Origin of the sequence: Ruminococcus flavefaciens, assembly GCF_900143025.1 — a bacterium.
Lineage (GTDB): Bacteria > Bacillota > Clostridia > Oscillospirales > Ruminococcaceae > Ruminococcus > Ruminococcus flavefaciens_I.
Genome location: NZ_FRCT01000022.1, coordinates 1 through 14548 on the forward strand (window position 1 = coordinate 1; position 14548 = coordinate 14548).

Consider the following 14548-nt stretch of genomic DNA (forward strand, 5'->3'; position numbering starts at 1 on the left):
TCTCTAAGGTAGGTTGCTCACGTGTTACTCACCCGTCCGCCACTAAGATATCCTAAGTAAACTTAAAATATCTCCGTTCGACTTGCATGTGTTAAGCGTGCCGCCAGCGTTCGTCCTGAGCCAGGATCAAACTCTTTATTAAAGTTGTATATATCAGAATGTTTCCATTCTAAAATATCTGATCCAGTTCATAACGCTTGCGTTATTACTTCAAAGTGTTTTTTAGTCTTTTCTTGACTTTTCTTCTTTTACAAAGAAATCTCAAGGGTCGTTACTTTTTCTTATTCGCATTGTTCAATTTTCAAGATGCTGTTCCATACTCTCTCTTCCGAGACAGCTTTAATATTATATCACTTTCTCAACTGTTTGTCAAGTGCTTTTTTGAATTTTTTCAAAAAAGTTTTTTGTGATATCCGTCATTCGATCGTACTCCCGTGCTGTATCACCAGTCTTATCGTTTGTCTCTCGTCCGACAGCTTTTATATTATAACACTCTTTTTCACCTTTGTCAACTAAAAGAATATGAGGCTTTCTCTTAATATTTTAGTCATAATTGCCAATCAGGTTCCGAGCTTCCCCAGCCAGAACCACCTTATCGAGAAAAGCACCGCCAGAGCTACCATAACTCCAACTACTATAAGGTTCTTTTTTATCTGCTCGGCGAAGTCGAAGTTCTTTGGATTTTTCGGATCGTAGATTATTGTATGCTTCGAGCCGATCTTAAATGGCTCTGAAAAGCCCGCTTTGTCCTCGAATTCGTAGACCTTATCGCCGTTTCCGAAGCGCATTTTATGAATGTAGTCGTTCTGTCGCTTTTCGCGGACAGAAATGACCTCCGCTTCTGTCTCAATACCGTTCTTTTTCAGCAGCAGGAGCTTTCCAAGATAGATAAGTCCAACTATGGCGATAATAATTCCTATGCTTGCCCATATTATGTATTTCATGTTTCACCTCATATTATTCAAAAAATCCTCTGTCCTCGACATATCCCTCAGCCTTTTCCGGATAAACGCTTTCAGCATATCTGTATATTTCCATAAGCTCTATTTGCTCCATATTTCCGCTCATAAAATTTATAATGTCATTCTTGTCTATTATTTTCCTGAATACATATTTTTCATCGTAGTCATCGACCTTATAGTAAAATCTCAGAGTAAATACACTTCTCGGACCGCCTCGTGCAATAAGTTCATCTATGGAATAAGAAAACCTGTCGATCTTCTTCAGATCGATCTTCCACATATAAAAAGCATATCTGCATCTGATAACAGTTCCCTTGCCAAATTCTACTATTGTTCCTCTTGTAAGAAGCCATATCATTATAGCCCCTCCGACAATAAAGCCTATAAGTTCGCCTGCGTCACCCCATTTGCGCATACACACTACTGGGATTATAAAAAATAGACCTAATGAAATAACCTGTATTAATACAGGTGCATCATTTATTCTCATCTTTTTCATAGTGATATCCCCCATATCATTTCGAAAAAAGCGGACAGTTCCCCAACTGCCTCCTCAAAATATCGTATCCTAACAGAACGCCGAGGACGGCTTTCCCTACAATCATATTACTTCCGATTTGTCCGAAAAGCGGACACCGAAATTATGCATTAAAAAGGGCGGATAATATCCGCCCTTACATATGTACATTAACGGCTTAGTTTGCCATGAGCTTTACCATTACTGCCTTCTGAGCGTGGAGACGGTTCTCAGCTTCCTCGAAGATCTCGTTTGCATGAGCCTCGAATACCTTCTCTGTGATCTCCTCCTCACGGTGTGCAGGGAGACAGTGAAGCACCATAGCGTCTGCATTTGCCTGGGTCATGAGCTCGTCGTTTATCTGATAGCCTGCGAATGCCTTCTTACGCTTCTCAGCTTCGCCCTCCTGACCCATAGAAGCCCATACGTCAGTTATAAGTACGTCTGCGCCCTTTGCTGCCTGCATAGGTGAATTTGTCATCTCGAACTTGTCACCGTATGTCTTTGCAAAGTCGAGTATCTCCTTTGGCGGCTGATAATCGTCAGGGCATGCGATAGCAACGCTCATGCCGACTTTAAGGCAGCCTACGATAAGTGAGTTTGCCATGTTGTTTCCGTCGCCGATAAAGCACATTTTAAGTCCGTCAAAGCTGCCCTTGAACTCGCGGATAGTCATAAGGTCAGCAAGAACCTGACAAGGGTGACAGAAGTCTGTAAGACCGTTGATTATCGGGATAGAACCGTACTCTGCAAGGTCCTCGACTTCCTTCTGCTCAAAGGTACGTATCATTATACCGTCAAGGTAACGTGAGAGAACTCTCGCTGTATCCTGTACAGGCTCTCCGCGTCCGATCTGGAGATCGTTTGAGGAGAGGAACAGCGGATAACCGCCCAGCTGGTACATACCTGTCTCAAAGGATACACGGGTACGTGTGGAAGCCTTCTGGAATATCATACCAAGAGTCTTGCCCTTGAGGTGTGGGTGTGGGATACCGTGCTTGAGCTCGTACTTGAGCTGGTCTGCAAGGTTAAGTATTTCTATGATCTCCTCTGTGCTGAGATCGAGCATTTTAAGTAAGTGTTTCATATTTATATCCTTTCCATATTTTGTCATGACTTGTTCATTTCGCCGAACGCCTTGTCTATAGCCAGCGCAAACAGCGGTATATAGTCATCAAAAGCGGTATTCTCGATTTCTATGTGATACTGAAGCTCTCCTGTTACTCCCATAAGGGTCTGTATCTCTCCAACGTGCTTTCCGTCAAGGATTATTTCAAAATTCTTTCTGTCCTTGCTTGCCAGATCAAAACGCATCTGCTTATTCTTTACCTTGATAGTCGGGTCAAGAAATAAGGAGGTACACTCCATTGTCATAAACACATTGTCATTCAGGATTATGGTAAAAGTTGGTCTTTTTGAGTCACCTGTCTGAACGAGAGTATAGAGGTTGTAATTGCTTGTATCCATCAAGTTATAACGCGAGCTGAAGCTTTTCTTCTTTATGGTATAGAGAAGCTTTCCATTTTTATCTTCGACGGTATATTTAGTACCATTGCCAACTAACTGCAACTCCATAATCATTCCTCCAGTATCTCTATCAGAATTTTCAGTCCGTCCTTCAGCTCATCGTAAGATATTGTAAGCGGAGGAAGAAGTCTTACCTTTTCCTTGGCTGTGAGCACAAGAAGCCCCCTTTCAAGAGCCTTCTGTGCAACGTCATGGGCATCTTTGTTTTTAAGCGTAATGCCGACCATAAGACCGATACCGCTGAGTGCTGCTACCTCGCTGCACTTCTTTAACTCGTTTCTGATAAAGTTACCCTTTTCTGTAACCTCATCAAGAAATCCGCTGCTCTCTATCCTGTCAAGCACTGCAAGACCGCCTGCACAGGCAATAGGGTTTCCGCCGAAAGTAGAGCCGTGAGTACCTGCTGTCAGGACTCCGCTGCACTTTTCGTTAACGAGGCAAGCGCCCATAGGCACGCCGCCTGCGATACCCTTTGCAAGAGTTGTGATATCAGCCTTTCTGCCGTAGTGGTCGCCTGCAAGGAACTTGCCTGTACGGCCTACGCCTGTCTGTACCTCATCGGCGATAACTAGTATATCCTTTGGAGCACAAAGCTCGTATACAGCGTCTACGAACTCCTTATCGAGAGCCAGTACGCCGCCCTCGCCCTGAACATATTCCATCATAACTGCGCAGACAGTTTTATCCTCAAGCTTTGACTTGAGGTCGCTGATATCATTTGCGGTCACATTTACGAAGCCTTCAACGAACGGAAAGAAGTAGTTATGGAAAACGTCCTGTCCCGTAGCGGAAAGTGTTGCGATAGTTCTGCCGTGGAAGGAATTCACAAGGGTGATTATTGTATGTCTGCCCTTGCCGTATTTATCGAAGCTGTACTTCCTTGCCACCTTTATGGCGCACTCATTTGCCTCTGCGCCGCTGTTGCAGAAGAACACTGACTTATAGCCTGATATTTCGCAGAGCTTGTCGGCGAAATCAGCCTGTACCTTAGTATAGTAGTAGTTTGAGCTGTGCTGGAGAGTCCTTACCTGAGCGCATACTGCGTCAGCCCACTTTTCATCACAGTAACCCAGTGAATTTGTTCCGATGCCGCTTCCGAAATCAATGTATTCCATACCGTTTTCGTCCTTGCAGCGTCTGCCGTTTCCCTTTTCCATAACGAGCGGGTAACGTCCATAGGATTGCATAACATGGGAATTAAATTTATCTATGGTATTCATATAATATCCTCCTTGGTGCAGACTGCCCTGGACAAAATTCATAAATTTTCAGACACACTATTATTATAACGCTGAAAGGCAGTCAAAATCAATCTTTCCGAAAGTAATATTAGTAAATTTTTTGTATACAAGTAAATTATTTTACGAGAAGAAACTCTATCAAGTAAACTGAGTGCCTATTCCTTCATTGGAGAGTATCTCAATGAGGATAGAATGAGGAACTCTTCCGTCGATGATAACGGTCTTGCTTACGCCGCGTCTGACAGCTTCTACACAGCAGTCTATCTTAGGTATCATGCCGCCTGAGATGATGCCCTGTCTCTTGAGGAAAGGCACCTCGCTGACATTTACCTCGGGGATAAGTGTTGACGGGTCGTCCTTATCGCGGAGAAGTCCTGCGATATCTGTCATAAGGATAAGATTTTCCGCACCAAGCTCGGCAGCAATTCTTGCTGCGGCTGTATCTGCGTTTATATTGTATGTATTACCCTCCTCGTCTGTTGCAACAGTAGCGATAACAGGGATATTTCCGTTAGCTAAAGCGTCTGTGATAGGCTTTGTGTTTACCTTTGTTATCTCGCCTACCCAGCCTAAGTCCTGACCGTCGTCGGTCTTTTTCTTTTCAGCCATGAGCATTTCGCCGTCGATACCGCAAAGACCTACTGCGCTGCCCTTGTGCTGAGCGAGAAGCTGTACCAGTTCCTTGTTTACCTTGCCGGAAAGCACCATTTTTACAACGTCAACGGTTGCATCATCGGTATATCTCAGACCATTTACAAATCTGCTCTCGATATTGAGCTTTTTGAGCATATCACTTATCTCTGGACCGCCGCCGTGTACCAGTACTACCTTTACGCCTACAAGCGAAAGGAGAACGATATCTGTCATTACAGCGTCCTTGAGGTCCTTGTTGGTCATAGCGTTTCCGCCGTATTTTATAACAAGTATCTTGTTATTGTACTTCTGTATGTACGGCAGAGCGTCAATAAGTACCTGCGATTTGTCATTGTTTGAGATCTTTTCCATTTTTCCTTACTTCCTTTTTATTTTAAACTTGATTATGATTTGCTTCATATTCTCAGGGGCATTATATTGTGAAGCAACTATCTCTCCGTCATCGTTTAAGCGGTAATTATCGCCGATGTATTCCCATTCTTCTTTTTTCTTCCAAACACAGCTTCACCTATTTATTCATAAGAGCACCGTGAATGGCGTCTTCAATTATCCTTGCAACTCTTTTCGTATCGGAAATATTATACATACCGACTATATTACTGTTCTTGTTGCTTCTGCCACGAATGGGATTTGTAAGCACTAGCGTTATATAGCCCTTTCCGTTATTAGCGCCGGGGATAGCATTTACCCTCTTTATGTTTTCGAGAGGAACTGATAACTGTTCGGAGTTGTATATAATTATTACTCTTTTATCCGTAACGCCGTATAATCCTACTGTTGAACCCGACATCATGCTAATGCTTATTACGAGCATTATAATTCCGACAACAGAAAGAACAACCGTACACATCAAGATCAATGATATCACCAGCATTATTCCGCCTGCCGCGGCTGAATTGTTTTTGGCCTTTTGGGCAGGATCTTTTCCGCCGGTCCATAAAAGATGCTCATTGGGCATAAGGAGCGGTTCAAAGCGGCTTTCGAGACTGACATAATTATCATATGGATGCTGTTCCCTGTCAGCGTCAGCATAAGTCTGTTCGTGATCGTGGTCACAATCCCTGACATTGGTAATATCATCGTAGGTCTGCTCGTGGCTGTGATCGCACTCACGGACATCTGTGATATCCTCGTAAGTCTGTTCATGGTCATGATCGCACTCGCTTCGGTATTCCTCCGACGGTGCTATATAGTCATCGTCATATTTCGCAGAATACTTTTCATTATATGCGTCATAGTCCTCATCTCTTCTTCTGCCGAACATTTCCTCACCCCCTGTATATCAGAAACCCTGCTCGCGTTCGATCTCTCTTGCTTTTTTATAGGCGTTTGTAGTATCCTTCTGAGCCTTTATGATCTCTGCTACTTTTTCGCAGTCCTGTACATCATAGATTGTCTGAGATGTTACTTTATACTCACGCTGGTGATGAGGACGGTTGAGCAAATGAGTAAAACAGAGAGAAATATTTCCTGTATCACTGTCCTTTTTCTTTTCCACGGAAATAAAGGAAATATTGTGATATCTTATTTCTTTGTACTTTGTAGCCTTGAATATGAATATTCTTTTATCGGTAAACAAATATGTGGCTGAGCGTTCAATATAATTAAACAGAGCAACCATTCCGAAGATGATAAATACTAAACCGTATAAAAAATCCACAAGCTTGTCATGTTGTATCTTCAATACATACGAACCCGCAATAATGAATACCAATGACAAAACCACAGGGATAATACCTTGCGGCAAATGAAACTTTTTCTTATCAGGCACCTGACTCCACAGTATATGCTCGCCTTCATCAAGATAAGCATCATAGTCTATATCGGTGCTGAAGTCATTTCTTACGGACATATCATATCTCCTGATAAAGAGCTTTTTTATCAGCTTCTGTAGTCGCCGTTTATCTTTACGTAATCGTATGTAAGGTCACAGCCCCATGCGATAGCCTTGCCCTGACCTTCTCCGAGAGAGATGAGTATCTTTATCTCCTCTTCCTGAAGTATCTTCTTTGCAAGCACTTCAGAGAACTCTATAACATTGCCCTTGCGTCCAAGCGGGATAACTCCGCCTGCGGAAGCCATTTCGATATCGACCTTTCTGATGTCGAAATCAGCATCTGCATAACCAAGAGCGCAGAATATTCTTCCTGCATTTGCGTCCTCACCGAATATCATAGCCTTGATAAGGCTTGAACCGATAACAGACTTTGCTACCTTCTCGGCTATATCGTCATTCTCTGCACCTCTTACAGCGCACTCCACAAGCTTTGTAGCACCCTCGCCGTCACGAGCCATCATTCTTGCAAGGTTCATCATAATGGTGTAAAGAGCGTGCTTGAACTTCTCATAGTTCTCGTCCTCTGTTGTAACAGGAGTATTTCCTGCCTCGCCCGATGCCATGATGCATACCATATCGTTTGTGGAAGTATCACCGTCAACGCTTGCTCTGTTAAGAGTTACCTTTACGATATCGCTGAGGGCGTGCTGTATCATCTCTGCCGAGATATCAGCGTCAGTTGTGAGGAAAGTAAGGGTAGTTGCCATATTCGGGTGTATCATACCGCTTCCCTTGAGCATACCGCCCATAGTGCAGTTCTTTCCGCCCATTTCAAATTTTACGGCAATTTCCTTTTCCTGTGTATCTGTAGTCATTATAGCTTCGAGGGCACGCTTGTTTCCGTCATAGGTAAGACCGTCCTTCAGTTCGCCCATAGCGTTTGCGATAGGCTCGATAGGAAGTACCTGACCGATAACGCCTGTAGAAGCTACGATAACATCATTTTCATCTATACCAAGAGCCTCTGCTGCAAGCTGACACATCTTTGTTGCCTTCTCAACACCGTCAGGGTTGCAGGTATTTGCGTTTACCGAGTTTACGATAACAGCTCTTGCCTTTCCGTCCTTTATATGCTCCTTTGTTACAAGGATAGGAGCTCCCTTGACCTTGTTCGTTGTATACACGGCAGCTGCCTGACACTCCTTATCAGCAACGATAAGTGCAAGGTCGTTTTTCTTCTTAGCTGTAGGAACAGCATTGTTTGCAGCAGCATTTGCTGCGTCCATTTCACCAAGGGGCTTGTGTGCAAGACCGCACTGTACGCCGTTTGCCCTAAATCCCTTTGCAGCGCATACGCCGCCTTCTACAAATGTAACTCCCTGTAATTCTACAAGCTTCATGTAGTTGCCTCCTTAAATTTCCGTGAGAATTTATTGATTATACTTATATGCTTTTTAATATTTTAACCGAACCTATGGCACTTGGCTGTGAGACCTGCTTTTCATTAACAGGTCTCTTGCCGAGCCAAGTATAAAAAAGTTTCAGATTGTTTTCGTTGTTAATTATTGTAAATGTTGAACACGAGTTGTTCTTAAAATATTTCCCCTGCAAATATATCGTCTTTCAAATTATCCTTTATCGATTTCAAACTTGTATCATTCGCAAACTTTATATTAATACCATTCTCTTTTTTGACCGCTAATTGTCAAACAAACTTAAACCTTATCCTCAATCAAATACTTCTTCGTAAATTGCTTTCCTGTTCTTTCTTGCTTCTCTGAATGATTCTACTATATCATTAATGCCTTTTTTGTAATTTTCTCTGTTATCGTAAGCTTCCTGAACCGCTTTTCTCAATACATCAGGAGTTATCTCTATCTCATTCTTATTCAGGAACAATCCTGCATTTAATCTTTGTACTGTTCTTGCAACATCAAACTGGTCATATTTCTGCGGTATCAGAACTAAAGGAACACCGTTTGTAAGACCCTCTGTAGTTGAATTAAGTCCTGCATGGGAGATGAATACATCTACCTCAGGTAAGAGCTGTGTCTGAGGAACGTAATTGTAAATACTGAAGTTCTTTGGTATCTCCTTGAAGTATTCCTTGATATTGACGAATTTTCCGACGGATACTATCACCTGATATTCCTCTGAATCCTTAAAGGCTTCGATACAGTGGTGATAGAACTCAAGATCCTTGCCAAAGACCGTTCCAAGCGAAATGTAAAGTAATTTTTTGTCTTTATCCTTCCGGAAGTCAAAGTGTTCATCAACAACTCTTTTTTCGATATGCGGTCCTATGAAATACGAGGTCTCGTCAAGGTCCTCAGGCCGTATATGGAAGAATTTTGAAGTAAGCACCAGCTTTTTGAACTTATTCGGTGTGATATGAAGTCCAACAAAATCATGGAGATTGATGTTGTATTTCATATTGGTCTCCATAAGTCCCATCATTCTGCCCTGCGTAAGATCAAGCTTTTCATCGGTATAGACGAACGCTGTATAGATCCTTACGAATTTTGAAAGGTCAAACTTCAGTATCTTATTCATTTCCTCGATATCGAAGAACGAATCGAAAACGTAGTAATCATAATCCGTCTTGTCCTTCGGCAACAAGGTGAGAAGAACGTCGATCGCCTTTCCGAACATGAATGCATTGATCGCAAACGGCGGAGCATATGGCGGCAATCGCTTCGCTATCTCGCTGACATCTGCCGAATACACCACCTTTTTAACAGGAACATCTTCCAATCTCGCAGCAAATTCGTCCATTACGTAACAGGTAACATCATGTCCCATTTCCGCAAGCTCTCTTACGATCTCGACACTTCCCGTAAAATGGCCATGCAATATGCCGTTTACGACCAATATCTTTTTTGGCTTTTTTTCACTCATTCTGCCATCCCCCCTCCCCTGTTTAATTTCGGTTTCTGCAATTCTACTATCCTCATGTAGTATCCTCCTTGATTTTTTGAGCGAATTTTGCAATCACGCTCATATATTCTTCTTTCTCCTCATTGGAACCGAACTTGTGGCACTTAGCCATAAGCCCTGCTTTTTCAAGCACAGGTGCCATCTGAGTGTAAAAAAGCTTGAGATATTTTTCCTTCCCCTTATAAAGGTTGAACATAAGCTGTCCTTCAAACATTTCCCCTGTGAACGGATCGTCGCTCAGCATCTCTATTGCTCTCTTTATTGCGATGCGTGAGCATATTTTCTGTCTGAGCATACGGCTTACGTCCGCAACGCTCAGCTGATCCTTTGTCTTTTCCATAATTGTGTTGAACCACTCATCAACTGTATAGTCGATACCGTCGTCCTCGATGAGATCATACTCATAGATTTCTTTCAGTGTCTTGCTCATTTGTTCATTCCCCCCGAAATGATTTGTTTCATGGTTATTGCTCATACTAATCCTGTCGTTTCCTCTATGTTCATCATTATGTTAAGGCACTGTACAGCAGCACCGCTTGCTCCCTTTCCAAGATTATCAAGACGGGAACAGAGAAGTATCTGCTCATCATTGCCGAACACAAACACCTGTAATTTATTCTGTCCGCTGAGTGTGTTTGAAGCCAGGAAGAAGGCTTTCTGCTCGTCAGCCGACATAAGAGGCATTACCTCTACCAATTTTGCACCCTCATAGTGCTTTGCATACATCTCATGCACCTGTGCTGCTGTGACCTTCTTATCAAGCATTCTTGTCTGGATCGGTACACTTACTACCATTCCGCTGAAATAGTCACATACCATAGGGTTGAACATGGGAGTATATGTAAGCCCCGATACAGCCTTCATCTCAGGCAGATGCTTGTGCTGCTGAGAGAGCGCGTACTGACGGGGACTGTTGAATTCAAAGGGCTTGTCCTCGCCCTCATATACTGCGATAGCCTTTTTGCCTGCTCCGCTGTAGCCCGAAGTAGCATATGCGAAAACAGGGAAATCAGCAGGTATTATACCGTTGCTTACCAGCGGATAAACTATTGAAGCAAATCCGCTTGCGTAACAGCCGGGAACTGCGACTCTGTTTGATGTACGTATCTTTTCCCTGTGGGCAGGTGAAAGCTCTGGGAAACCGTAAGCCCAGTCGGGATTTGTACGGTGAGCTGTGGAAGCGTCGATTATACGCACATGGTCGTTGTCCTTGTCGATAAATGATACAGCCTCGATAGATGCCGCATCAGGCAGACAAAGGAAAACATAGTCCGCGCTATTGATAAGGCGGGCACGCTCGGCAGGGTCTTTTCTCAGTTCCTCGCTGATCTTCATTATCTCAAGGTCTTTTCTGTCCTTGAAACGCTCCTGTATTTTAAGACCTGTCGTACCTTCCTGACCGTCTATGTAGATTTTTACTGACATTGTTTATACCTCCGTTACAGCCGTTAGCCCTTAGCCCTTAGCCTTTAGCGAACGTATCAGCGAGTTAAGCATTTTACCCACTTCATCGCATATCATAAGAGCTTTCTAAGTCTCTTCGGCAGTAATATAATGTAATCGCTCACAAATTAGTATCTGTGTTTCAAGATCAAATTTTGAGCCTCTTGTAACCACAAGAAAATAAATATATTCTTTATCTGTATCTCTTCCTCTTCCTTCGGCTATATTTGAAGGAATAGATACAGCGGCTCTTCTCATTTGATCGGACAATGCATATTTTTCATGCTGTGGTAAACGCCCAATCAATGAGTAAGTATATTCAGCAAGATCCATAGCTCGTTGCCACATCTTTAATTCACGCTATCCCTGCATATTAAGCTCCTTTCGGCTAATGCCTAACGGCTAACGGCTAATGGCTATTTATTTTTTCTTTTATTTACTTTGCGCTCATACTTCGCGCGTTTGGGGTCTTCAAAGTCTGATCTGTCCTCAATAAACGAGTGCCATATGCTTATTGCAAGCGTTATCGCAACTATCACTGCAAACCATATTATATGCGTCTTCGGCATGACTGCTATCCAAAGTCCCATAACAAGCTCGCCGATGACCCATGTCACACCCATGAGTATAGTCAGACCTATGATAAAGGTTATGTCCTTTTTCTTCATATCAAAGGTCCAGAGCCTTTTCTGCAAGCTTTATCTGCTCTCTTACGGCATCAGGTGAAGGACCGCCCTCCGACTTTCTCTCGCGGACGCAGGTCTCAAGGCTTATAGCCTCGTATACGTCATTATCAAAGAGATCGGTCATCTTCTTGTATTCCTCTATAGGAAGTGTTTCGAGAGTAAGTCCCTCCTCTATGCACTGTGCCACGAGAGTGCCTGTTATCTTATATGCGTCACGGAAAGGCATACCCTTCTTAACGAGGTAGTCAGCACAGTCCGTAGCGTTTATAAATCCTCTTGCAGCGGCGTTTCTCATATTATTTTTAAGAACACGCATAGTTGCAAGCATAGGAGTAAATGTCTTTACGCAGAGCTTTACATTGTCAACTGCGTCGAATATAGCTTCCTTGTCCTCCTGCATATCCTTGTTGTATGCAAGCGGTATGCCCTTCATCATAGTGAGGAGAGTTACAAGGTCGCCGTTGACTCTGCCTGTCTTTCCGCGGATAAGCTCGGTAACATCGGGGTTCTTCTTCTGCGGCATGATGGACGAGCCTGTTGCAAAGGCGTCATCGAGCTCAACGAACTTGAATTCCCATGAGCACCAGAGGATTATTTCCTCGGAAAATCTTGAAAGGTGAGTCATAAGTATTGAAAGCGCAGAGCAGAGCTCTATGCAGTAATCACGGTCTGAAACGCCGTCAAGGCTGTTAGGCATGGGAGCTGTGAAGCCGAGAAGGTCTGAGGTCTGCTGACGGTTTGTCTTATAGGTAGTACCTGCAAGAGCACCGCTTCCGAGAGGACAGTAGTTCATTCTCTTGCTTGTGTCCTTTAATCTTTCCATATCACGGAGAAGCATCCACACATAAGCTAAAAGGTGATGTGCAAATGTGATAGGCTGTGCTCTCTGGAGATGAGTATAACCTGGCATTATGGTCTCGGTATGCTCTCTTGCCATATTGAGAAGTGTAACGGCAAGCTCCTTTACAAGTGAATATATATCAGCTATCTCGTCGCGGAGATAGAGTCTAAGGTCAACAGCTACCTGATCGTTTCTTGAACGGCTTGTGTGAAGTCTCTTGCCCACATCGCCAAGACGCTTTGTGAGCTCGGCTTCGATGAACATATGGATATCCTCTGCATTAGGGTCAAGCTCGATGACTCCGTCAGAGATATCGTTGCTTATCTTGCAAAGCTCGCCTACTATGAGCTTGCTGTCAGCCTTTGAAATTATACCGCAGTCGCCGAGCATAGTTGCATGAGCGATGCTTCCGCGTATATCCTGTTCGTACATTCTGCCGTCGAATGAAATTGAAGAATTGAAAGCGTTTACGCCCTCATCTACCTGCTTGGAAAATCTTCCTGCCCACATCATATCTGCCATAATAATCTCTCCTATAATTCAGTACATATCCTATGATTCCTGATATATTATTTCTCACTGTTCTTTATGAATTCAGCTGTGTCGTCCATTACCTGCTTATTGAAGTGTCCGTCCTCGTCATCGAAGAAATGTCCGAGGCCCTCATAAAGCTTGAATGTGCAGTTTGCCTTGCCGTCGAGGTATTCCTTCCACAGTGGGAAGTCCTTATCGGGATATACCTGTATATCGGCATCGCCCTGTAAGAAGAGCATAGGTATATCGAGACTCTTTACAGTTTCGCCTACCTTCAGCTCCCTGAGAGAGTTATAGTACTTATAGCCCCAGCCCAAAAGGAAAGCACTCTCGTCATTGCCCTCCTTCATCACAGCCGCATCATCAAGTGACTTCTGAACCGAATTCTTGGCTGCATCGCCGGAGGCTTCTTCCTTCTGAGCGGTAAGCTGGTCGATAATGACCTCAACAAGGTCTCTCGGAGTTCCAGCAAGCGAGATTATACCCTTTACGTCGCTGTTTTTCTGAGCTATAGTCGGAGCAAGACAGCCGCCGAGACTGTGTCCCATTACATATATGCTGCTTACCTTGCCCTCGTCCACATATGACTTTGCAAGCTTTACAGCTGCATCTGCATCATCGAGGACTTCATCCTGTATAGTATAGTTTCCGTCGCCCTGAAGCTCGGGGATCTGGAAAAATCTCTTGTTGTATCTGAGAGTTGCGATACCTCTCTCAGCAAGACCGTGTGCAAGCTCGTTGAAGGTAGCAAGCTCGCCGATGCCCTCGTTCATGTTGTGCTGACCCGAACCCTGGATAAGTATTACCAGCGGAGGCTTTTCAGCGTTCTTGGGCATTGTGAGCATACCGTTGAGCTCATGCTCGCCTACGGTCACGATAGTCTCTGCGAATGTGGCTGTTACCTGCGGCTCGATCTCATTATCCTGAGGATACATGAACATGATGCCATCGATACCGCCCTCGCTGTTGAATGCAAGGAGAAAATCGAAGTCGGTCTTTTCAAAGTCGATAGGTGTAATGACAACTGTCATTCCCTGCTCTGATTCTACCCTTGATTCCTTTACATTTAAAATTTTTCCGCCTTCGTCCTTTATGTTCTGCCAGCCCTCGATCAGCATTTCCTCTGTGAGCTGATCCTTGAGGTCCTTTGAAAACAGATCGCAGGCTGTCTTGAAATTGTCATTTGCGATATCATCAAGTATCTTTCTTGAAAGCTCTATCAGTTCTTCTTCACTTGCCGCACTGCCGCTGCCTTCTGTTGCAGTCTCGGTGGTTTCTGCTGCTGTAGTTGTAACTGCTTCTGTTGTGTCATTTTTCTCGGAAGTCTTTTTCTCTCCGCAGCCTGCAAGAAGGGACATAGCCGCTATTACTGCAAGCACGCTTTTTAGTTTTCTCATATCTGCCATGTTAGTTATTTCCTCCGTGTGTT

Annotated in this window: 16 protein-coding genes and 1 rRNA gene; all 17 read right to left on the reverse strand. The window is 43.7% G+C overall.

The window, feature by feature from the left end; translation table 11 throughout:
• Window positions 1–142 (reverse strand): 16S ribosomal RNA (locus BUB28_RS15285); the annotation flags it as partial.
• A 418-nt stretch (window positions 143–560) separates the two neighbouring features.
• On the reverse strand, window positions 561–944 hold the full coding sequence (locus tag BUB28_RS15290) for a DUF3592 domain-containing protein (RefSeq protein ID WP_072952392.1): 384 nt from the start codon (window positions 942–944) through the stop codon (window positions 561–563).
• A gap of 13 nt (window positions 945–957) precedes the next feature.
• Window positions 958–1461: a hypothetical protein gene (locus BUB28_RS15295; RefSeq protein ID WP_139277574.1), complete on the reverse strand. Its 504-nt coding sequence runs from the start codon at window positions 1459–1461 to the stop codon at window positions 958–960.
• 196 nt (window positions 1462–1657) lie between these two features.
• Complete coding sequence (gene argF, locus BUB28_RS15300; protein ID WP_072952441.1) at window positions 1658–2566, reverse strand: ornithine carbamoyltransferase; 909 nt, start codon at window positions 2564–2566, stop codon at window positions 1658–1660.
• A gap of 23 nt (window positions 2567–2589) precedes the next feature.
• On the reverse strand, window positions 2590–3054 hold the full coding sequence (locus BUB28_RS15305) for an LURP-one-related family protein (RefSeq protein WP_072952394.1): 465 nt from the start codon (window positions 3052–3054) through the stop codon (window positions 2590–2592).
• A 2-nt stretch (window positions 3055–3056) separates the two neighbouring features.
• A complete protein-coding gene (locus BUB28_RS15310) occupies window positions 3057–4226 on the reverse strand; it encodes an aspartate aminotransferase family protein (protein ID WP_081373564.1) in 1170 nt (389 codons plus the stop codon).
• A 159-nt stretch (window positions 4227–4385) separates the two neighbouring features.
• Window positions 4386–5252: an acetylglutamate kinase gene (gene argB, locus BUB28_RS15315; RefSeq protein ID WP_072952395.1), complete on the reverse strand. Its 867-nt coding sequence runs from the start codon at window positions 5250–5252 to the stop codon at window positions 4386–4388.
• A 157-nt stretch (window positions 5253–5409) separates the two neighbouring features.
• Window positions 5410–6165 carry a hypothetical protein gene (locus BUB28_RS15320; RefSeq protein WP_072952396.1) on the reverse strand — a complete coding sequence of 252 codons (756 nt, stop codon included), beginning with the start codon at window positions 6163–6165 and terminating at the stop codon, window positions 5410–5412.
• An 18-nt stretch (window positions 6166–6183) separates the two neighbouring features.
• Window positions 6184–6753, reverse strand: coding sequence for a PH domain-containing protein (locus BUB28_RS15325; RefSeq protein ID WP_072952397.1), 570 nt, complete (start codon window positions 6751–6753; stop codon window positions 6184–6186).
• A 29-nt stretch (window positions 6754–6782) separates the two neighbouring features.
• Window positions 6783–8078, reverse strand: a complete 1296-nt coding sequence (gene argJ, locus BUB28_RS15330; protein ID WP_072952398.1) for a bifunctional glutamate N-acetyltransferase/amino-acid acetyltransferase ArgJ — start codon at window positions 8076–8078, stop codon at window positions 6783–6785.
• A 328-nt stretch (window positions 8079–8406) separates the two neighbouring features.
• Window positions 8407–9576: a nucleotide disphospho-sugar-binding domain-containing protein gene (locus tag BUB28_RS15335; RefSeq protein WP_072952399.1), complete on the reverse strand. Its 1170-nt coding sequence runs from the start codon at window positions 9574–9576 to the stop codon at window positions 8407–8409.
• Between the two features lie 52 nt (window positions 9577–9628).
• Entirely contained in the window at window positions 9629–10045 is a 417-nt protein-coding gene (locus tag BUB28_RS15340; protein ID WP_072952400.1) for a contact-dependent growth inhibition system immunity protein, read from the reverse strand.
• 41 nt (window positions 10046–10086) lie between these two features.
• Window positions 10087–11040 carry an N-acetyl-gamma-glutamyl-phosphate reductase gene (gene argC / locus BUB28_RS15345; RefSeq protein WP_072952401.1) on the reverse strand — a complete coding sequence of 318 codons (954 nt, stop codon included), beginning with the start codon at window positions 11038–11040 and terminating at the stop codon, window positions 10087–10089.
• A gap of 105 nt (window positions 11041–11145) precedes the next feature.
• Entirely contained in the window at window positions 11146–11406 is a 261-nt protein-coding gene (locus BUB28_RS15350) for a four helix bundle protein (protein WP_072952402.1), read from the reverse strand.
• A 68-nt stretch (window positions 11407–11474) separates the two neighbouring features.
• Window positions 11475–11726 carry a hypothetical protein gene (locus tag BUB28_RS15355; protein ID WP_072952403.1) on the reverse strand — a complete coding sequence of 84 codons (252 nt, stop codon included), beginning with the start codon at window positions 11724–11726 and terminating at the stop codon, window positions 11475–11477.
• Window position 11727: 1 nt separating this feature from the next.
• Window positions 11728–13107, reverse strand: coding sequence for an argininosuccinate lyase (gene argH, locus BUB28_RS15360; protein ID WP_072952404.1), 1380 nt, complete (start codon window positions 13105–13107; stop codon window positions 11728–11730).
• Window positions 13108–13154: 47 nt separating this feature from the next.
• Window positions 13155–14525, reverse strand: a complete 1371-nt coding sequence (locus BUB28_RS15365; RefSeq protein WP_072952405.1) for a DUF3887 domain-containing protein — start codon at window positions 14523–14525, stop codon at window positions 13155–13157.
• Window positions 14526–14548 lie beyond the last annotated feature (23 nt).